Source organism: Acinetobacter guillouiae CIP 63.46 (genome assembly GCF_000368145.1).
Classification (GTDB): domain Bacteria; phylum Pseudomonadota; class Gammaproteobacteria; order Pseudomonadales; family Moraxellaceae; genus Acinetobacter; species Acinetobacter guillouiae.
Genome location: NZ_KB849283.1, coordinates 1,856,747 through 1,876,230 on the forward strand (window position 1 = coordinate 1,856,747; position 19,484 = coordinate 1,876,230).

Sequence of the window (19,484 nt, forward strand, 5' to 3'; positions counted from 1 at the left end):
ACAAAAGTGGTTTAATAGCGCAATTGTAGCCTATTGCCCGTATAAACAGAGGAATTTTTATGTCGCTACCACGTTATAAAGTCACAATGCTTGCTTTAACTGTAGGCTTAGCAACTGCATTTGTCGGCTGTAGCAGCAATCCGAAGAAGGATGTTGTTGATACAGGCCCGAAATCAAATGAGCAGACTTATTACAATAATGCGATAAAATCATTAGACCGTGGGCAATATGGCGATGCTGCAAAAGCTTTAGAAGCAATGGATACTTATTTCCCGACTGGGCAATATGCACAACAAGCTCAGCTTGAATTGCTTTACACAAAATTTAAGCAAAAAGATTATGAAGGCACAATTGCACTGGCAGATCGTTTTATTCGTTTAAATCCTCAACATCCGAATTTAGATTATGCCTACTATGTCCGTGGTGTAGCCAATATGGAGCAAAATTATGACAGCTTGCTTCGCTATACCTCATTAAAACAAGCACATCGTGATGTAGGTTATTTAAAAATTGCCTATCAAAATTTTGTCGACTTAATTCGTCGCTATCCTTCAAGCCAATATTCAGTTGATGCTGCACAACGAATGAAATACATTGGCCAAGAATTGGCTGAAAGTGAAATGAATACTGCACGTTTCAATATTAAACGTAAAGCGTATTTGGCTGCGATTGAACGTTCACAATGGGTGATTGAACACTATCCTCAAACACCTCAAGTTCCTGAAGCCTTAGCAACAATGGCGTATGGTTATGACAAGTTGGGCGATAAAGAAACCTCACAACAGTACATTGGCGTGCTTAAGCAAAACTACCCGAACCTCGTTAAATCCAATGGCGAAGTGAATATACGCGCAGCACGTAAAGAAGCGAGCTGGTGGAACCGTGCAACATTAGGTATTTTAGGTCGTGGTGATAAAGCAGAAGTATCAAAAGATGCGGGTTCTGAAACGTCTGATCAAGCAGAACAAAAATCAAGCTTGTTAAATAAAGTGAGTTTTGGCTTACTTGATCGTCCAAATCGTGAAGTGTCTAAAGAGCCAGCACGTGCAGATGAAAGTTTGTATGATGGACAACGTAAATAAATATTGATTGCGACAAATCAAGACGGGTTTTTACCCGTCTTTTTTATTCATAGATATTTTTAGACTCAAAACTACGTTAAACTTTAAATTGGTTTAAACGATACATGACATTAAATTTATGGCTATTCCTCAACACACGATAGATCAAATTTTGGATCGCACAGATATTGTCGATCTGATTGGTCAACGTGTGAAATTGAAAAAAACTGGTCGCACCTATTCAGGTTGTTGCCCTTTTCATCAGGAAAAGTCACCCTCTTTTCATGTCTACCGTGATAAACAGTATTATCACTGCTTTGGCTGTCAGGCAAATGGCAATGCCATTCGCTTCTTAATGGATATTGACAATCGAAATTTTGTCGATGTCATGAAAGAACTCTCCAGCCATGCAGGTGTCGAACTTCCCAAAGACAATCATGACAATAAAAAACTGTCGTATAAACGCGAAGTATCTAAACCAAAACCAGCAGTGAAGGCTGTAGACGATAAAGTAGTAGATTCTAAACCTGCTGAGCAAAAAACAGATTCTGTTCAGCCACTTGAAATTGATCCTTTTGAAGCCTTTAGCCAATATCCAGATCCTGAGCATTTCGATCCAACCCAGTTTGACTCAGTGGGTTTTGATCAGATTCCACAAGATGGAAATCTTTATGATCTGTTAGAAAATATTGCGCAGTTTTATGAACGCCAATTACCAAACAGTAAAGTGGCACAGAATTATTTTAAACATCGTGGTTTAAGTACTGAAACAATCCAATATTGGCGCTTAGGCTATGCACCAGAAGATTGGCAACATTTAGAAAAAGCCTTCCCCCAAGATATTGAAGGTTTAAAACTGCTAGGTCTGATTCGTACCAGTGATAGTGGACGTGACTTCGATTTGTTGCGTGATCGGGTGATTTTCCCGATTCGAGACAACAAAGGTCGTGTCGTCGGTTTCGGTGGTCGCGCATTGAATGACGAAATCAAACCGAAATATATTAACTCACCTGATTCTGAAGTCTTTCATAAAAACCAGTTGCTTTACGGCTTGTATGAAGGTCGGAAAGACCGAGCGCAAAATTGGCTCATGGTTGAAGGTTATATGGATGTGATCGCCTTACAACAAAACGGGATTTCTGGTGCGACAGCAACATTAGGTACTGCCAGTAATGCAGATCATTTAAATATTTTATTTAAGCAGAACAATCAAATCACGATTGCGTTTGATGGTGATGCCGCTGGACAAAAAGCAGCACGTCGAACCTTAGAAATTGCCCTACCTTTATTGAACGATGGTCGTGAACTTAAATTCTTTGTTCTACCCAAAGAACATGACCCAGATTCGTTGATTCGTAAGGAAGGTTTTGAAACGTTTCAACGGATATGGCAACAATCCCCTTTATTATCGGATTTTGTCTTTGCTTTATTGAGTCAAAACTATGATGTTGCTACACCTGAAGGTAAAAGTCAGGTGATGGCTGAACTCAATCAACTGACTGAATTATTACCTAAACAAGGTTCTTACCGCTATTTATTAAGACAGTTTTTTAAAGAAAAGTTAGGTTTTAATCGAAAATGGCAACCTCAAGTCAGCTTAGATGCCTCGTTGTCATTTAATATTCGCACCAAAGATGAAGACTTTGCTGTGGCGATTTTGATGCAACATCCGTTTTTATATATTCACTTTGAAGTATTACGTGCATTGATTCATCCAGATGAATTATTGGCGCAAATCTTAGCTGTATTTGATCGTGTCTTTGACGATCTACCAGATGATCAGGAACTTGCAACCTATTATATTTTAGGTGCATGTGGTGCTTATCATTTGGAACTCTCTGAAATCATACAACGCACCAATATTCAGGCTTTGGCTGAGGCACCTGAAATGGCAGATAAATTGGCTTCAGATTACTCTTTGGCCTTACAAGAGAAATATTTAAAATTAAAGCTTAAAGCACCAACCTCATTGAGTGAATCACGTAATTTACGTAAACAACTCAATGAGCTGACTAAACAAATTAGTTTAAAGTTGGTACATCATTAATTTTCTATAACCGCTTCATTGAGCTTATCAAGTATTTTGTAATACAAAAAATTCATATGGCTATTGGCCTCTTCCATTGAGGAGCCATAAGGCTTATATAGGTTTATAAATATACGTTTTTGAAAGTTTTCATCACTAAAAAACGCGTTGGTAGGGTAATTAGAATCTGAGTGTGCATTTATACTCTCGACCATAAGTGCATCAAATATCCGCCCTGAGTAATCTAGATAAAAGCAATATAGTTTAGGTTTTTTGGGATTCTTATAGCATCGATCAACTGAATCAATTACCCCCATAATTCCACCCTGAGTAGAGAGGCTATGTAGATCCTTGATTGCTTGGTTCAATAATACATCACTGTCTTTTACAGGCTTTGCAAAGCATTCTACTGACAAACACAATGATATGAATATATATAAAGTTTTAAGCATTTTAATTGCCTTAATTTCATTATTCTAATTTGATCGCACTAGTATATACATCAATAATAGCTGGTGAAGCAAAAACATTAAATCACATTCGTTTTAAAAAATAATCACTTCGCTTTTGGTTTTCTTTCTTGTTCAAAAATATCCTGAATATTTTCTTTCATCCATTCAAAATGTGAAGGATCTTCATTCTGTGCTGCTTGGCGTAGCAAAATTGAAGATGGGTGCAATAACTTTTGCGTCAAACGATGTGCAAAATCCTCAAGTACATGTTGCGTATCCTCACCTGCCTGAATACGCTCTAAAGCATGCGACAACTCCATCTGACGTTGTTCTTCACCGTGCTCACGAAACTGTTGAATCGTCCCACCTGCTTCTTTTACTTTTTGCTGTGTCACCAACTGAGTCACCAGTTGATTGACCATAACCTCTGCTTCGACCGCAGCTTGACGTCGTTGTGCTAAATTTTCATCAATTACACTTTGTAGATCATCCACACCGTATAAATACACACCATCCAAACTTTCAACTTTTGGATCTATATCACGAGGTACAGCTAAATCGACCATAAGCATTTGTTGATAACGACGTTTTTTTAAAGCGAATTTCACATCTGCATAAGCAATCACTTGATGCAAACTGCCTGTACAACTGGAAATTACATCCGCACGATAAAGCTGAGTAGTGAGTTCATCAAATGGAATAATCTCCACTTCAACACGATGCGCTATTTCTTGTGCTAATTTCTCTGCCCGTTCACGGCTTCGATTACAAATCAGGATTTTTGCAACGCCCATTTCAGCCAAGTGTTTTGCAACCAAGCTGTTCATTTCACCTGCAGCAACCACCATGACTGTAAGCTGTTCAGGCTTACTAAACACTTGCAATGCGAGTTGGGCAACAGCATATCCCATCGAGACAGCATGACTGCCGACTGCTGTTTCAGAACGTACACGTTTGGCTGCATAAAAAGCATATTCAAATATTTGATTCAGATTTTGCGAAACGATTTCAGCATCTTTTGCGATTGATAGTGCTGTTTTAACCTGCCCAAGAATTTGCGGTTCACCCAACATCAACGAGTCTAAACCACTGGCAACCCGCATTAAGTGCGAAACTGCATCAGTATTTTCATAACGATATACATGATTTGACAATTGCTTTACATCAATACCATTGGTTTGGGCGAGCCAATTTAATACCATATCGGCATTTTCAGCCATGGCATAGACTTCAGTGCGGTTACATGTTGACACCACCACCATATCATTCAAATTTTGGCGAAGGCTTTCTACGGCAAATAAATCTTTTAATCGTTCTGGATTAAAAGCGATTTGCTCACGTAGCTCAACAGAAGCAGTTTGATGGTTGACACCCAATGCAAAGAAAGACATATCAGATCATCATTTCGCTAAATTTGTGCTATTGTGCAATAACGGTGTCATAAAAAGCATACTTGGATTCGGAAAAATTGCGTCAAATAAACAACCGCTTAAGCGGCATGACAATTAAGCAATATTCTACCACATTCTTACTGGTTGGTAGCATGGCTTCTAGTGCTCATATTAGAGCATCTGGAGAATTTTATCATGCTAAATATAATACTAATGCATTAAAACAAAGTATTATTGCTGAATTTTCATTAGCTTATAATGATACTGCAACTGCTTTACACAATTATACTGTGCTCGCAATTCGTAGTAATTCAACCACCATTAAGCAACGTGCCTTGAATGTTGCAATTGAACAAAACGATTTAAAAGCAGCTTTAGACATTGCCACCCATTGGGTTGTACAAGAACCTGAAGACGTTCCTGCAAAATTTTATTTGGCACATATCGCGCTCAAATCACATGAATATGAACTTGCAGCGGAGACTCTGGACAGTATTCTCAATATTGACCCCAACGCTGATTTAGAAAAGATTTTAGAAGGAATTGCACCAGAATCAGAAGTAGATCGTCAAAATCTGCTCAGTACACTGAGAGCAAGTAAAGAAAAAAATAATCCTTCTGTTTTAATTCTAATTGCGGGTTTGGAAGCACAAAACGATGAGATCGAACAAGCCTTAAAAACCGTCAATAAGGCGTTAAAAAAACGTTCAAAAGTGACTGGCTTTATTCTGATGAAAGCCAATTTATTAGAGGCTTTGGGTGACCAAGAAGCGACTTTAAATTGGTATGATCGAAGCAGTCGTAAAAACAAGTACAACTATGATATCCGTCTGGCAGAAGTCAAATATCTGATCAAGATTCATCAATCTGAATTGGCCTTAAGCAAATTAGAATCGATTATTCAAGCTTGGCCAGATGCTGAAGAAGCCCTATTTATTGCAGGTTTAACTGCGATTGATTTAAAAAAGCTGGATCAAGCTGAACAGTATTTAGTGGAGTTACGCTACTCGTCACGTTATCAAAACGAAGCATATTTTTATTTGGCAGTAAATGCTGAACGAAAGCAAAATGATGAAACAGCAAAAGCCTATTATCGTTTGGTTGATGGGAACTTATATACGGTTTCACGCCGTAATCTGGTCTCGATTTTTGAAAGACAAGACAAGATGAATGATGCTTTGCGGTTTTTAACCCAAGAACGTGTCAATTATCCACAACATGCAAGTTTCTTATATCAGGCTCAAGCCGAAATTTTAAAACGCATGGGCAATAAAAAAGCAGCGCTTAGATTACTCACTGAAGCAGTGAAGAACTTGCCTGATGATCCTGAAATTCTCTATTCAGAAATACTGCTTCTTGATCCATTTGAAGATCGTGATTTACTTGATAAAGCATTGAAACAACTCTTAACTTTAGAGCCAAATAATCCTGCTTATTTAAATGCTTATGCCTATACGCTTGCACTACAAAATAGACGTTTAGATGAAGCGCGAAAGTATGCTGAACATGCCTTAGATTCTGCACCAGATCAGGCCTCGATTTTAGATACGCTGGGATATATCACATTCTTGCAAAATGATTTTGATGCCGCCTCAAACATTTTATCGAAAGCTTATAATTTGAGTCATAGTGTAAACATTGGTATTCGGTATGCAAAATCTTTGTATATGCAAGGTGCCTTAGCTCAATTTAATGAAGTGTTACAACAACTCAAACAAAATCATCCAAATGATCCTCAATTAAATCAATTAGATTCATTAATATTACCGCAACATATTAAAAAGAGTTAATGACTTGTATGCGTCACATTCCACAGATCTTTTGCACCCTAACTGCTGTAACCGCTTTTACACTCACAGGTTGTCAACAAGTCGTCAAGCCAGCACAAACCACACCAACGCTTACAGCACCGACAGATGCCACAACGCCCCTGCAAAAACCGTCAAATCAATTTAATCTTGAAGGGAAAATTGGGGTGAAAACACCAAAACAGTCTGGCAGTGCGTTCTACACATGGACACAAGACCAACAAGATTTTAACATCCAGTTGAATGGGATCTTAGGTATTGGCAAAACTATTATTGAAGGAAAATCTGGAGAAGTTACCCTAAACAGCGCTAAAACAGGTTCGATTTCGGCTGAAACACCAGAAGAGCTGCTTGAAAAAGCCACAGGCTGGACTGCACCTATTACGCATATTGTCGATTGGGTTCAAGCTTACCCTGCCACTGAAAATGCACAAATCACCCGAGATAATACTCAACGTATTGCTCAAATCATTGAAGATGGCTGGACTGTAGATTTTAGTTATAACAATCAAGCGAGCTTGCCCAATAAGCTGATTTTAAAACAACAACTTGAATCTGGTCAGGAAAATCGTATTACAATGGTGATTCAAAACCGCTAAATCTAGACCTTAGACAATGAAATCTATGATTCGTGTTCCCTCTCCAGCAAAATTAAATTTGTTTTTGCATATCACAGGTCGTCGTGAAAATGGCTATCACGAGTTGCAAAGTATTTTTCAGCTGATTGATTTGTATGACTGGTTAGAATTCATCCAAACAGAACATTCTCAAGCAGAAATCAGTCTTGAAGGTTTGAGTAACGTCGATTTGGAACATAATCTGATCTATAAAGCGATTCAAATTTTAAAACCTTATGCTACACAGCCGACTGGTTTAAAAATTCGTATCGAAAAGAATATTCCAATGGGTGCAGGTCTAGGTGGTGGTTCTTCCAATGCTGCCACCACATTGATTGTGGTCAATCAACTTTGGCAGTGCGGTTTAAATACTGAACAACTGGCTGAGCTTGGGGTTAAATTGGGTGCAGATGTTCCAATCTTTGTTCATGGTCGTAATGCTTGGGCAGAAGGTATAGGTGAACACTTAACATTCATAGACTTAGATCAAAAACAATACATTGTGTTAAAACCTGATTGTTTTATCAGCACTCAACGACTTTTTTCGCAAAAAACATTGACAAGAGATACGAAGCCTACTAAATTTTGCGCCTATCAGCTAAAGCCATCCAATTTTAGAAATGATTTTGAGCCACTGGCAAGAAATTTATATCCTGAAGTTGATGAAGCAATGCAGTATTTAGATCAGTTCGGTACAGCAAAGCTTACAGGTACAGGTGCTTGTGTTTTTGTTGAAGTCACTGAACAAATGAAGATTGATGATGTTTTAAATCATTCACCCTGCAAAGCCTATTTGGTCAACAGTTTGAATGAATCACCACTCACTCATTTTACAGTGTAATGATAGGGGCGTCGCCAAGTGGTAAGGCACCGGGTTTTGATCTCGGCATCCGTTGGTTCGAATCCAGCCGCCCCTGCCATCATTTTTCATCTGTAGATCGTTGTATTTTAGGGGCGTCGCCAAGTGGTAAGGCACCGGGTTTTGATCTCGGCATCCGTTGGTTCGAATCCAGCCGCCCCTGCCATTTTCTCAAAAAAGACAGAACGTAGTAATTTGTATTTAATGTTGATTTACCTTGACAGAGACATGCAAAAACACTAAAATTCTGCCGCATTAGGGGCGTCGCCAAGTGGTAAGGCACCGGGTTTTGATCTCGGCATCCGTTGGTTCGAATCCAGCCGCCCCTGCCATCTAATTCAAATCTGCCAACCGCCAAGGGTGCTTCATGCCCAATCTTGTCGTTTTTAGTGGAACTGCGCATCCACAATTCGCCCAAAAAGTCGTTAGCCATTTGCACATCCCTCTGGGAGCTGCTGCTGTAGGTAAATTTTCTGATGGTGAAATCACTGTCGAAATTACTGAAAATGTGCGTGGTAAAGACGTGTTTATCGTACAGCCCACTTGTGCCCCTACGAATGATAACCTTATGGAAATCTTAGTAATGGCAGATGCTTTGCGTCGTGCAAGTGCTGGTCGTATTACTGCTGTAATTCCATACTTCGGTTATGCACGCCAAGACCGTCGTCCTCGTTCAACTCGTGTTCCAATTACTGCAAAAGTTGTAGCAGACATGCTCACCACTGTGGGTATTGACCGTGTTGTAATGATCGACTTGCATGCTGACCAAATCCAAGGTTTCTTTGATATTCCTGTAGATAACATCTACGGTACACCTGCTTTGCTTGCTGACTTACGTCAACAACAACATCATAACTTGATGGTGGTTTCACCTGACGTTGGTGGTGTAGTTCGTGCACGTGCTGTTGCAAAACAAATGGGTGATATCGACCTTGCAATCATTGATAAACGTCGTCAAAAAGCCAATGAATCACAAGTGATGCATTTGATTGGTGATGTACGTGATCGTGACTGTGTGATTGTTGATGACATGGTTGATACAGCTGGTACTTTGTGTAAAGCTGCCGATGCACTAAAAACTTTTGGTGCTCGTAAAGTGGTTGCTTATGCAACGCACCCTGTACTTTCAGGTAAAGCACTCGAAAATTTAAGTAAATCTGTAATTGATGAATTGGTTGTTACTGACACAATTCCACTTTCAGATGAAGCATTAAAACTTGGTAAGATTCGCCAAGTTTCAGTAGCAAGTATGGTTGCTGAAACAATTCGTCGTATTAACAACGAAGAATCTATTAGCGCAATGTTCGATTCTTATCTATAATAGCGCCAAATTTTCAAAGCCCTACTCTTTGGTAGGGCTTTATATCACTGGGCTGGTCGAAAGTTCAGTCAATTACACTCAATGAGGAAATGTCATCATGGCAAACTTCGTATTAAATGCAGTAGCACGTGAAGAAGCAGTTCAAGGGAAAGGTTCGAGCCGCCGCCTTCGTCTTCAAAATAAAGTTCCAGCAATCATCTATGGTGGTTCTGCTGAACCTGTAGCGGTTACTTTAGAACTTCGCGAGCTTGTTAAAGCTTTAGAAAATAACTCTTTCTTTGAAGAAGTTATTGATCTTAACATCGAAGGTAAAGTTGAAAGCGTTAAAATCCAAGCTTTACAACGTCACCCAGCTAAAAACACTCCAATGCACGCTGACTTTAAACGCGCATAAGTGTTAAATGGTGTAAATGAGTGAGTAAACTTTCACTGATTATTGGTTTGGGTAATCCAGGTTCTGAATATGCCCAAACCCGCCATAATGCAGGCTTTTGGTTCGTCGAACGCCTTGCAGAACAATATGGTATTACATTAAAAACTGATTCAAAATATAAAGGAATCAGTGGTCGTGGTAATATTGAAGGACAAGATGTTCGTCTACTATTGCCCACAACATTTATGAACCTTTCTGGTCAAAGTGTTGTTCCCTTTGCAAAATTCTACCAAATTAAACCAGAAGAAATTCTCATCGCTCATGATGAACTGGATATGAATCCGGGCGTCATTCGTTTAAAAACTGGCGGTGGACATGGTGGTCACAATGGTCTACGTGACATTGTTCCTCATATTGGTTCTAATTTTCATCGCTTACGTATTGGCATTGGTCATCCCGGCGCTAAAGAAAAAGTTTCAGGACATGTACTTGGTAAAGCACCAAGCAGTGAACAGACTTTAATGGATGATGCAATACACCATGCTTTAGGCAAAACAAAATTATTGGTTAATGGTGAGATTCAGCAAGCAATGAATCAAATCAATGCTTATAAAGCATAATTTAAACCTAAATTTTATGTTCTTTGTTCAACAATTTTTCTTGCCATGATTCATTTTTAAGAGCAAAATGCGCTTTCAAATGCATCCCCCCATTGAAAATTGTTGATTCAACACAAGATAACAATTGTAAGGGCTACTCTGGAGACGCAAATCATGCTATCTCGTTTATTAAAAGCAAAAATCCATCGTTGTGTTGTTACACAAGCAGAATTACATTATGAAGGTTCTTGTGCAATCGACGGTATTCTTTTGGATTTAGCTGGTATCCGTGAATATGAAGAAATTCATATGTGGAACGTGACTAATGGTAAGCGCTTTACAACCTATGCGATTCGTGGTGAAGAAGGTTCAGGCATCATTTCAGTCAATGGTGGCGCTGCACTTCAAGCTGATGTTGGTGATTTAATGATTATTGCCACATTTGGCGATTTTACCAATGCTGAAGCTGATGCGCATAAACCACGTCTTGTATATGCAAATCCAGACAATACAGTAAATCACACAGCAAACTGTATCCCTGTTCAAGTTGCATAATTGCACGCAGATGATTCAAGACCCGCAATGATGCGGGTTTTTTATGTCTATTTCACTTAATTCTTTTCAATAACAGCTATTTACACCATTATCATTATAATACAGACTAATAATCCATGAGTTAACCTTATCATTCTGAATAATTTCACCACTTCTCTTTTTCAAAGTGACAGGAGATCCAATATTTAATATTTGTGTCTTATTTAAACAATATTGAAAATACCTACCTTCATCCTTTATTCTTCTCCAGCCATCAGAAACAAGTTGTTGTTGTATCCGTGTCATTTCTTCACTAGACAAATTATCTCGATGTATCCGTATTGAAGCAGATGCGTTGCCAGGCCTAATCAGTGATGGAATAAATTCTGGAGAATATTGGATAAAATACTTATTTTTAATTCCTCTAAAATTGATTATTTCTGGACTATTTGAATATGACTTATTCAAGCGACCTGAATAAAATGTAGATAAAACAAAAATAAATAATATTAGAAAAATAATCATATGGGAAAATTTGATCTGGTTATCTTTCACAACGACTATCCATACATATTATGGCTATGAAAACCAATAAGACTAAATTCAAACTGACTTAATCCACCATTTATTCAAAACACTTATTTCATGCATATTATTCGATGTTGCCTTAGCAAGTATCCGTTATAGTGAATAATTTAGACTTCAATTATTCAGTTCTTTCAGAACTAAAACCGTCCAACCAACTCCGCTTTGCTTCACAGCCCAAATCTTGTAAATGCTCTCCTCGTAAAGATGCAAGAATCGCATTGCCCTGCTGATCCACCTTAAACTCAGCATACGTTGCTTGCTGATAACATTCAGCTAAGCCTTCTGCAAATAAAAAGCTATTGGATGCAGGATAAAGTGATCTATGCCGATTATCAGGGTTTTTCAAAATCAATTTAACAGTTTGCGCATCTTTAGGCTTTTCAAAATAAGTATGTGCCACCTTTTTATGTTGATCCAATTCAACATAAGCCGTAACCGAAGGCTTATTTTCAATCACTTGATCAAAATAATGCCCTGAAAAGATATGATTTTCATCATTATCACTTGGATCTACATTGTTCTGATCACCCTGATTTAGCTTTTGCGGTGCAAAGTAAAGTTGATAACTCAGCACCATATAATCACCTTGTATTAACGAACGTGGATCAACAGGTTGTAAGTGGACATATATACTCTGACTATTCTTCAGATGCTGTTCATTCTTAAAAATGATGCCTAGAAAAAGAACAATACAGCTTAAAGCAAGACAAAGAGGAATGATTTTTTTCATGTATTTACTCCCTCTTTTGATTGGAATTTATGCAGCACCCAAGTCAGTACCAATAAAATTAATCCTGAGCTAAAAATACTTAGACTTTTAACAAGGAAGCTGACATTCAACGCGTAGTAAATAAACCATAAGGTTAACGCCAAAGTCACTAAAGCAAAACCATAGACAATCTTATCGTGCTGTGGCAATGCCCATGAAAGTATGGCGATACAAATAAAAATTTCAAAATAGCCATAAAATATCAGGACTGCTGCAAAAGCCAATAAAATCAATTGAGCAATCAAGCTAAATTGATTGTGAATCCTCAACACCATAAACAAAGCCAACCATAAAATAGGCAGCCCCAAGCTGAGAATAGGAAGGTATCTAATTTTCTCTAATTCATATTGTCCAAATAGTGTATAGAAACCCAAGGATGAAAGAATAATCAATAAATTCGCCAATGCTAAACTGCGTTGATATTGACTGGGTTGAATACGATGCACCCAAATCATTACCAGATAAAATCCATAACTCAGCAAGAGCAGAAATGAAAAGTTTTCAACAAAACGATGTAATCCAAGCAGAACACTTAAATCCCAAATCAACGCAATACCTGATAAATACAAGGCAAATAGTTGAATTAAAATAAAGAACCAATGGCTGCGAATAAAATAACTAAGACACAGCATGGCAAATTGAATAAAGAAAATTGGAAAGAATTGATCTGTTAATTCAAACGTGTGGAAAATCACAGCATTTTGCCCTGCGACCCATATACAATAAGCAAACTGTCTTAAAAATAAAGCTTGTTTGCTTCTTAAAATAAAGGCAGCCAATACCACAAAAATAGCCCCCATGATCAAGGAAAAATTGCCCCAAAATGTCAGCATCAATGATGCCAATAAAACACCTGCAATCCATGCCCCCACTGCGATAGGAATATTATTAAATTTGTTTTGTGGGATAAACTTAATCAATAAAAAAGTAATCAATGCAAACCAAGCGAAAACCACCAGTGCAATTGAAAATAATCCGAGCACTTCGGATTCACGAAACAGACTATTCATCCATTTGAAAATCACCAGCGTAAATGTAATCCCTAAACCTACTGCTGAAAGCACACTGCATAATTGATCTCTTTTTCGATAAAAATAAAGTAGCGCAATCGAAAGTAGAAAAAATGAAGAAATTAAATAAGCGATCTTAAGGTTTATCCATGTAAAAACCATGGCTGTGGCTAATGCTAAATTACTGTCACCATATAAAAATAGCCCCATATGCCAAATTGAAAGAATGCCAAACCATAAGACAAAGAGATAACGCAGCTTTTGATAACAACGAAGACAAAAATAAAACTGAAATAGTGAAAGGAGATTTAAGCTAAATAAAAATGTGACAGGATATTCATCAGCCCAAAATGTTTGTTTAAAAAACAAAAATAAGGTGAGTTGGCTGACAATACAGAGCAATGTAAAAACACCAATATTTGGACGATACAACCACGGCAGTAATAAAATAGACCAGATTAAAAATAGTAAATAACTATCTGCCCCTGTTTGATAAATTTGACCAATGACAGCCAAACTTAAACCAATCATCAAGCCACTTATTGTATGCAAACACTGTACTAAATAATCATGCTGAACTAAAAAAATACTTGTTACAGCACTGAGTAACAAGAAGAGTTGTGGAATTGCTAATTGAAAAAACTGAGGCAACATAAACCAATTTGCAGCGGTCAGATATAAAATACTGACTGCAATTAGAGCAAATCCCAAAACCTGTAAGTGTTTAACAAAGTCATCATTACGCCATGAATAGACATCTTGCTGAATCGTGATCAAGCTGAGTCTCCTTATTTTATGCTTTGCTATTTGTTGATCACTATGACCACAAATATTCTTTTAAATGTATAAGTTTAATTATTTTCTATAGCAACTATTGTTCTATCTATAGTACTGATCATTCTAAAAAAAAGCATCCATTTAGTAAAAAAGTGTCTATAATAAATGCACATCGCTTCAGGGCGGGGTGTAATTCCCCACCGGTGGTAAATTGGACGGATTTTCAATCCTGAGCCAACAGCCCACGAGCTTATCACGCTTAATCGTGATTCGCAGATTTGGTGAAATGCCAAAGCCGACGGTATAGTCCGGATGAAAGAAGACGACGTCACAGCTTAAAAATTTCAATATTCGCTATTGGAAAAGGTTTTGTAACGCCACTATTTCAAATGTCCTGAAATGTTCAACCGTATTTTAACTTTACGAGAGCGTTTCAATGTCTAGTTTAATTCAACCCGAAATTTTCTTTTCTGCACTATCCCCTGCAGACCAACGTATCGAACAAGCAATCGAAGATATGCGCCAAGGCAAACCTGTTTTGGTCATGGACGATTTTGATCGTGAAAATGAAGCAGATTTAATTGTTGCAGCAGAAACCCTCAATATTGAAACCATGGCACGTATGATTCGTGATGGTTCTGGTATAGTCTGCTTAACCATTACCGATGATTTAGCAGATCACCTTGAACTCCCACCGATAGTTCAGGACAATTCAAGTCAATTTAAAACGGCTTTTACCATCACCATTGAAGCAGCACAAGGTGTAACAACAGGCGTTTCTGCAAAAGACCGTACCACTACTATTCATGCTGCAATTAAAACAGGTGCTGTCGCAAGCGATCTGAATCGCCCCGGTCATGTCTTTCCATTGCGTGGTCGTAATGGTGGTGTATTAACCCGTCGTGGACATACAGAAGGTTCTATTGATTTGGCACGTTTAGCTGGTTTAAAACCCGCTGGTGTATTATGCGAAGTGACCAATCCTGATGGAACAATGGCTTCAGGCATTCAAGTTTTAGCATATGCACAAACGCATCATTTAACGCTTATTACTATTGAAGAATTGGTTCAGTATCGTTTAAAACACAATGTCTAAGAAAATATTTTAAGTCATCACATTTAGACAGAGTAAAAAAGCCAGTTCAAATCTTTGGACTGGCTTTTTAATATTGATTAGGTATTCTTGGTTAAAGTGCGATGAAATAACAGCGCCAGTTTTTGTTTTAATTTTTTATAAGTGGCACTGATTAAAATTAAATAGCCAAAATATCAAGCTGATGAATAATAAATCATTGAAGAAATAAGTTTAAACATCTTCCAAATGTAAAATACTTTGACGAATACCGTCTGCACGTAACCATGCAAAATCATAACTTGCATTGGCCAATGCCAATACACGACGTTCAAACTCATCCCAAAGCGGTTTTACCTGTTTCGCTTGAATTCCCAAACCACTCTCTTCTGCGAGATGTTTATTTTTTTCACAAATTTTTAATGCATGATACAACTTGCGCCCTTTAGAAGCAGAATCCATCACTCGTATACGTTTACCCAAAATAAAACCTTCAATATGTCTTAAATCGGCAAAAGGTAGCATCGGAATTAAAATTTGATCGAGCTGTGCATCCAGCCTCTTCCAAACGGCTAAACGTTGCGCTGAATCATATGTATTCCATTGGATCACTTCATGATTAAAACGACGGCAACCACGACAAACAGAATCACCAAATACCGTTGAACAACGACCAGCGCATGGCGTTAAGGTGGGTATCCGACGTTCGTTACTCAAAATTTACTCCTTACATCAACGATGTGACACACTTTTTTGGCACGAAATAATCATTTCGCAATACTATATATGGTATATAAAATATTTTAAAGCACTATATTTAGTATAAAAACCCATATTTTTTTCAGGGAATAAAAAAACACTACAAAGACTAGGGTTTTCTCGCATATTCATGTAAATCACGCTAAAATATGCGCCTTAAATTTTATTCTATCTTAAATATTTGGAGTACTCCATGAACGCTACTGTAGAACAGCTTGCACCTGTAGAACAGCAAGCGACCTCTGGTTGGGTTGTTGCAGCACTTTATCAATTCAAAGAAGTTCAAGATCCTGCTGATCTTCAACAACGTCTTTTAGACTTGGTAAAAACCATCAACCTTTGCGGTACTCTTATTATTGCAGGTGAAGGAATTAACGGAACTGTTGCTGGCGATCGTCAAGCGATTGATGTCATTCATCAATTCTTATTGAATCAAGGCTTTAATAGCATGGAATATAAAGAATCACATAGTGATGAAAAGCCATTCCGTAAAATGAAGATTAAGCTAAAGAACGAAATCGTAACTTTAGGTGTAGAGGTAAAACCTCGTGATCTTGTTGGACATTATCTTGATCCAAAACAATGGAACGAACTGATTGCGCGTGATGACGTGATTTTGATTGATACACGTAATGATTATGAATATAAAGCGGGTACTTTTAAAGGCGCGATTGATCCTAAAACAGAAACCTTTCGTGAATTTCCAGAATACGTAAAAAAAGAACTTGAACAGCATAAAGATAAGAAAATTGCGATGTTCTGTACAGGCGGTATTCGTTGTGAAAAATCAACATCGCTACTGCTTCAAGAAGGTTTTAACGAGGTGTATCACCTTAAAGGCGGTATTTTAAAATACCTTGAAGAAACCCCTCCTGATGAAAGTATGTGGGAAGGTGAATGTTTCGTATTTGATGGTCGTACTGCGGTGACGCATGGTATGGAAGAAGGCGAAAATATTAAATGTCATGCATGTGGTTGGCCACTTGTTCCCGAAGAAGCTGATTTACCAAGTTATGAACATGGTGTTTCTTGCAAATATTGTATTGATAAAACATCTGAGAAACAAAAAGAAGGTTTCCGTATGCGTCAATCACAAATTACTGCTGCAAAACGCAAACGTCTTTAGGGGCTGTTAGCATTTCATAAATGGCTTACGTTGTAGGTTAAAATTGAGCATGAGACGTATACGTCGTAAAGCATGAATGGAGAATAGCGAGACTATTTTCGAGTTTCATAACGAATGCTGAGATAATTTTAACCACAACCCTGAGCAAGAACAAAGCACTGCGATGTTTGCAGCGCAAGGCGCAGCGGGGGACTAGCGTGTTTTTTGTCGCTTCGTCGTTACGAACTACTCATTTAGAATGACTAAATTTCATATTTCGTGCCTAGTATCGCCTAAAAAACACGTGTAGTCGCAAACATAGACGAATTGTCAACAGACCCTAACCTTTATCAATTTTAAAATGCTTCACTCAACCGCAGCTTATTGACTGCGGTTTTTATTTAGATATTTTAACAACACAACAAATTCTCACTATATTTTGATAAATGAAAACCATACCATGTTCATAACGCCCTATTTTTATATATAAAATGACTGATTGGATTATTTCGATCATGGAGCAACTTGGTTACTTCGGTATTGCTCTTTTGATGTTTTTAGACAATGTTTTCCCGCCGATTCCCTCAGAAGTGATTATGCCATCAGCTGGGTTTGCTGCATCTAAAGGTCAATTATTATTATCGGGTGTAATTATCGCAGGAAGCTTCGGTTCACTGCTTGCTGCCGCGTTGTTGTATTGGGTGGGTCGAAAAATCCCAAATCAAAGCATTTTTAATTGGGTTGACCGCTACGGTAAATACCTTTTTATCAAATCTGAAGATGTCAAAAAAGCTTTAGATTGGTTTGAAAAATATGGACATCGCGTGGTTTTCTTTGGGCGAATGGTTCCCGCAGTTCGTTCTTTGATTAGTATCCCTGCAGGCATGAGTCATATGCCCTTTTGGAAATTTATGCTCTATAGCAGCGTAGGGACAATCATCTGGACCACTTTTCTTGCATGTGTCGGTTATTATTTTGGAAACAATATAGAACTCATGCAACAAATTTTTAGTCGTGTGGGCTATGTGATCATTGTCATTGTATTAATTTTAGTTGCTTATTTTTTCTATAAAAAATCAAAAGCACGCTAAAAATTATTGTGCACCCAGTATTCAGTTAAAACACACTATTTGTGTGCATTGAGTCGAGCAGACAAATTTGTGTTTGCTTGGCCGAGCTCTGTGTTCTTAACATTAGCCCTTAAGATTAGCTGTCTGACAAATAATCAACGAATTCCAAGAATAACTACAAAGACATTAGAGCTTTCATAAATCAAAATAATCATGCGGAATGAATCATATTGCTATTAAAAGTTCCTTCTCCCTTTGGAAAAGACTAAGACGAGAGCGGCTATATGTTGATTTATGGGTTTTAATAGGATTTATAAAAAAGCCTATTGTTTATATTTTCTTATACTCCCCGTTTCACCAATGCCGACCAATTGAAACACGATCACCATATATAAATAGCATCACTGTATAAAAAACAGTCAATCGTAATCAATACACCACAGCGATCGTAAAAATTCACCACACATTCGATGTGACCAAAACTTCCGAGCGATTGAGAAATTTGAGTGAATTCAACGGCAAGCACCATACATTCCAAAAAATCATGCATTTCATCAAAATATTATCGCTTTAAACCAATACAAATATATGAAAAATATAAAAATAATTAAAACGGTGTAAAAAAGGATACATGAGTGAATGAAATGATTGCTGTGATTTTAATCACCTGCTTGGCAGTAATAAGTCCTGGCGCTGATTTTGCTATCGTGACACGAAACAGTTATTTATATGGTCGAAATATTGGATTAAGCACTGCTTTAGGTATTGCCTGTGGTGTTTGGGTACATGTGGGTTATAGCCTACTTGGCCTGGGTTTTTTAAAAAATCATATGCCCTATCTTTTACAAACAATTCAATATATTGGCGCTGCTTATTTAATTTATCTTGGCTATAAAACATTCACGCAGGCAAAAATAAAACTGGATGAAATTGGTGTTGGTATCAGTAGTTGGCAAGCGTTTAAACATGGTTTTTTAACCAATAGCCTAAATCCCAAAACAACTTTATTTGTAATCAGTTTATTCGCTCAGTTGATGACTTCTACAGGAAATTCGACCATTCAGCTTTTTGCTTATGGTGCGTTTATTTCGTTGAGTCATTTGGTTTGGTTTGGCTTGATTGCCTTATTTTGTGCACATCCCCGCATACGAAATAAAATTTTAGATCGCCAAGTGGTGATCAATCGTGTGATTGGCCTTTTACTGTTTATTTTAGGTTGTAGCCTATTATTTGCACGGTTTTAACTATTGGCGTAAATCACCAACAAAAAAAAGCATGCCACTTTTCAGTGAG

The 19,484-nt window shown here is 37.7% G+C and carries 19 protein-coding genes, 3 tRNA genes and 1 riboswitch; of the genes, 16 read left to right on the forward strand and 6 right to left on the reverse strand.

The annotated features are described in order from the left end of the window. The first annotated feature begins 59 nt into the window (after window positions 1-59). Window positions 60-1,082 (forward strand): outer membrane protein assembly factor BamD, encoded by a 1,023-nt coding sequence (locus F981_RS13740; RefSeq protein WP_004722484.1) that lies wholly within the window; start codon window positions 60-62, stop codon window positions 1,080-1,082. Between the two features lie 118 nt (window positions 1,083-1,200). Beyond that, window positions 1,201-3,108 carry a DNA primase gene (locus F981_RS13745; RefSeq protein ID WP_004722485.1) on the forward strand — a complete coding sequence of 636 codons (1,908 nt, stop codon included), beginning with the start codon at window positions 1,201-1,203 and terminating at the stop codon, window positions 3,106-3,108. On the opposite strand, the gene F981_RS13750 is transcribed toward F981_RS13745, so the two are convergent. Both F981_RS13750 and hemA read right to left on the reverse strand, forming a co-directional pair. Further along, window positions 3,105-3,539, reverse strand: a complete 435-nt coding sequence (locus F981_RS13750) for a hypothetical protein (RefSeq protein WP_004722486.1) — start codon at window positions 3,537-3,539, stop codon at window positions 3,105-3,107. The genes F981_RS13745 and F981_RS13750 overlap by 4 nt on opposite strands. A gap of 104 nt (window positions 3,540-3,643) precedes the next feature. Then, window positions 3,644-4,930 (reverse strand): glutamyl-tRNA reductase, encoded by a 1,287-nt coding sequence (gene hemA / locus F981_RS13755; protein ID WP_004722487.1) that lies wholly within the window; start codon window positions 4,928-4,930, stop codon window positions 3,644-3,646. A 107-nt stretch (window positions 4,931-5,037) separates the two neighbouring features. Between hemA and F981_RS13760 the strand changes: the two genes are divergently transcribed. The 10 genes from F981_RS13760 to panD all read left to right on the forward strand — a co-directional run bounded on the left by F981_RS13760 (window position 5,038) and on the right by panD (window position 11,062). Next, a complete protein-coding gene (locus tag F981_RS13760) occupies window positions 5,038-6,720 on the forward strand; it encodes a tetratricopeptide repeat protein (protein ID WP_004722489.1) in 1,683 nt (560 codons plus the stop codon). Window positions 6,721-6,728: 8 nt separating this feature from the next. Then, on the forward strand, window positions 6,729-7,337 hold the full coding sequence (gene lolB / locus F981_RS13765; protein WP_004722492.1) for a lipoprotein insertase outer membrane protein LolB: 609 nt from the start codon (window positions 6,729-6,731) through the stop codon (window positions 7,335-7,337). Window positions 7,338-7,362: 25 nt separating this feature from the next. Beyond that, window positions 7,363-8,196, forward strand: a complete 834-nt coding sequence (gene ispE, locus F981_RS13770) for a 4-(cytidine 5'-diphospho)-2-C-methyl-D-erythritol kinase (protein WP_016539189.1) — start codon at window positions 7,363-7,365, stop codon at window positions 8,194-8,196. A gap of 4 nt (window positions 8,197-8,200) precedes the next feature. Continuing rightward, a tRNA-Gln gene (locus tag F981_RS13775) sits at window positions 8,201-8,275 on the forward strand. 30 nt (window positions 8,276-8,305) lie between these two features. Continuing rightward, window positions 8,306-8,380 (forward strand) — tRNA-Gln (locus tag F981_RS13780). Window positions 8,381-8,471: 91 nt separating this feature from the next. After that, window positions 8,472-8,546 (forward strand) — tRNA-Gln (locus F981_RS13785). A gap of 35 nt (window positions 8,547-8,581) precedes the next feature. Next, complete coding sequence (locus F981_RS13790) at window positions 8,582-9,535, forward strand: ribose-phosphate pyrophosphokinase (protein ID WP_004722497.1); 954 nt, start codon at window positions 8,582-8,584, stop codon at window positions 9,533-9,535. Between the two features lie 97 nt (window positions 9,536-9,632). Beyond that, the gene (gene rplY, locus F981_RS13795) at window positions 9,633-9,929 is read left to right on the forward strand and encodes a 50S ribosomal protein L25 (RefSeq protein ID WP_004722499.1); all 297 of its coding nucleotides are present in this window, start codon (window positions 9,633-9,635) and stop codon (window positions 9,927-9,929) included. 20 nt (window positions 9,930-9,949) lie between these two features. After that, window positions 9,950-10,528 (forward strand): aminoacyl-tRNA hydrolase, encoded by a 579-nt coding sequence (pth, locus tag F981_RS13800; RefSeq protein WP_004722502.1) that lies wholly within the window; start codon window positions 9,950-9,952, stop codon window positions 10,526-10,528. Between the two features lie 153 nt (window positions 10,529-10,681). After that, entirely contained in the window at window positions 10,682-11,062 is a 381-nt protein-coding gene (panD, locus tag F981_RS13805) for an aspartate 1-decarboxylase (protein WP_004722504.1), read from the forward strand. A 66-nt stretch (window positions 11,063-11,128) separates the two neighbouring features. Here the strand turns inward: panD and F981_RS13810 are convergent, their stop codons facing one another. The 3 genes from F981_RS13810 to F981_RS13820 all read right to left on the reverse strand — a co-directional run bounded on the left by F981_RS13810 (window position 11,129) and on the right by F981_RS13820 (window position 14,185). Further along, window positions 11,129-11,596, reverse strand: coding sequence for a hypothetical protein (locus tag F981_RS13810; protein ID WP_004722506.1), 468 nt, complete (start codon window positions 11,594-11,596; stop codon window positions 11,129-11,131). 151 nt (window positions 11,597-11,747) lie between these two features. Then, on the reverse strand, window positions 11,748-12,359 hold the full coding sequence (locus tag F981_RS13815; RefSeq protein ID WP_004722508.1) for a GDYXXLXY domain-containing protein: 612 nt from the start codon (window positions 12,357-12,359) through the stop codon (window positions 11,748-11,750). Next, on the reverse strand, window positions 12,356-14,185 hold the full coding sequence (locus tag F981_RS13820; protein WP_004722510.1) for a DUF2157 domain-containing protein: 1,830 nt from the start codon (window positions 14,183-14,185) through the stop codon (window positions 12,356-12,358). Before F981_RS13820 ends, F981_RS13815 begins: the two co-directional genes overlap by 4 nt. A gap of 170 nt (window positions 14,186-14,355) precedes the next feature. Beyond that, window positions 14,356-14,513: riboswitch (FMN riboswitch) on the forward strand. Between the two features lie 108 nt (window positions 14,514-14,621). On the opposite strand from F981_RS13820, the gene ribB reads away from it, so the two are divergent. Then, window positions 14,622-15,281, forward strand: coding sequence for a 3,4-dihydroxy-2-butanone-4-phosphate synthase (gene ribB / locus F981_RS13825; protein ID WP_004722512.1), 660 nt, complete (start codon window positions 14,622-14,624; stop codon window positions 15,279-15,281). Between the two features lie 210 nt (window positions 15,282-15,491). On the opposite strand, the gene F981_RS13830 is transcribed toward ribB, so the two are convergent. Continuing rightward, on the reverse strand, window positions 15,492-15,974 hold the full coding sequence (locus F981_RS13830; RefSeq protein WP_004722515.1) for a DUF1289 domain-containing protein: 483 nt from the start codon (window positions 15,972-15,974) through the stop codon (window positions 15,492-15,494). Window positions 15,975-16,209: 235 nt separating this feature from the next. Between F981_RS13830 and trhO the strand changes: the two genes are divergently transcribed. The 3 genes from trhO to F981_RS13845 all read left to right on the forward strand — a co-directional run bounded on the left by trhO (window position 16,210) and on the right by F981_RS13845 (window position 19,435). Beyond that, complete coding sequence (gene trhO, locus F981_RS13835) at window positions 16,210-17,142, forward strand: oxygen-dependent tRNA uridine(34) hydroxylase TrhO (protein WP_004722516.1); 933 nt, start codon at window positions 16,210-16,212, stop codon at window positions 17,140-17,142. A gap of 494 nt (window positions 17,143-17,636) precedes the next feature. Then, the gene (locus F981_RS13840) at window positions 17,637-18,212 is read left to right on the forward strand and encodes a DedA family protein (protein ID WP_004722518.1); all 576 of its coding nucleotides are present in this window, start codon (window positions 17,637-17,639) and stop codon (window positions 18,210-18,212) included. A gap of 614 nt (window positions 18,213-18,826) precedes the next feature. Next, complete coding sequence (locus F981_RS13845; protein ID WP_016539193.1) at window positions 18,827-19,435, forward strand: LysE family translocator; 609 nt, start codon at window positions 18,827-18,829, stop codon at window positions 19,433-19,435. The last annotated feature ends 49 nt before the right edge of the window (window positions 19,436-19,484 follow it).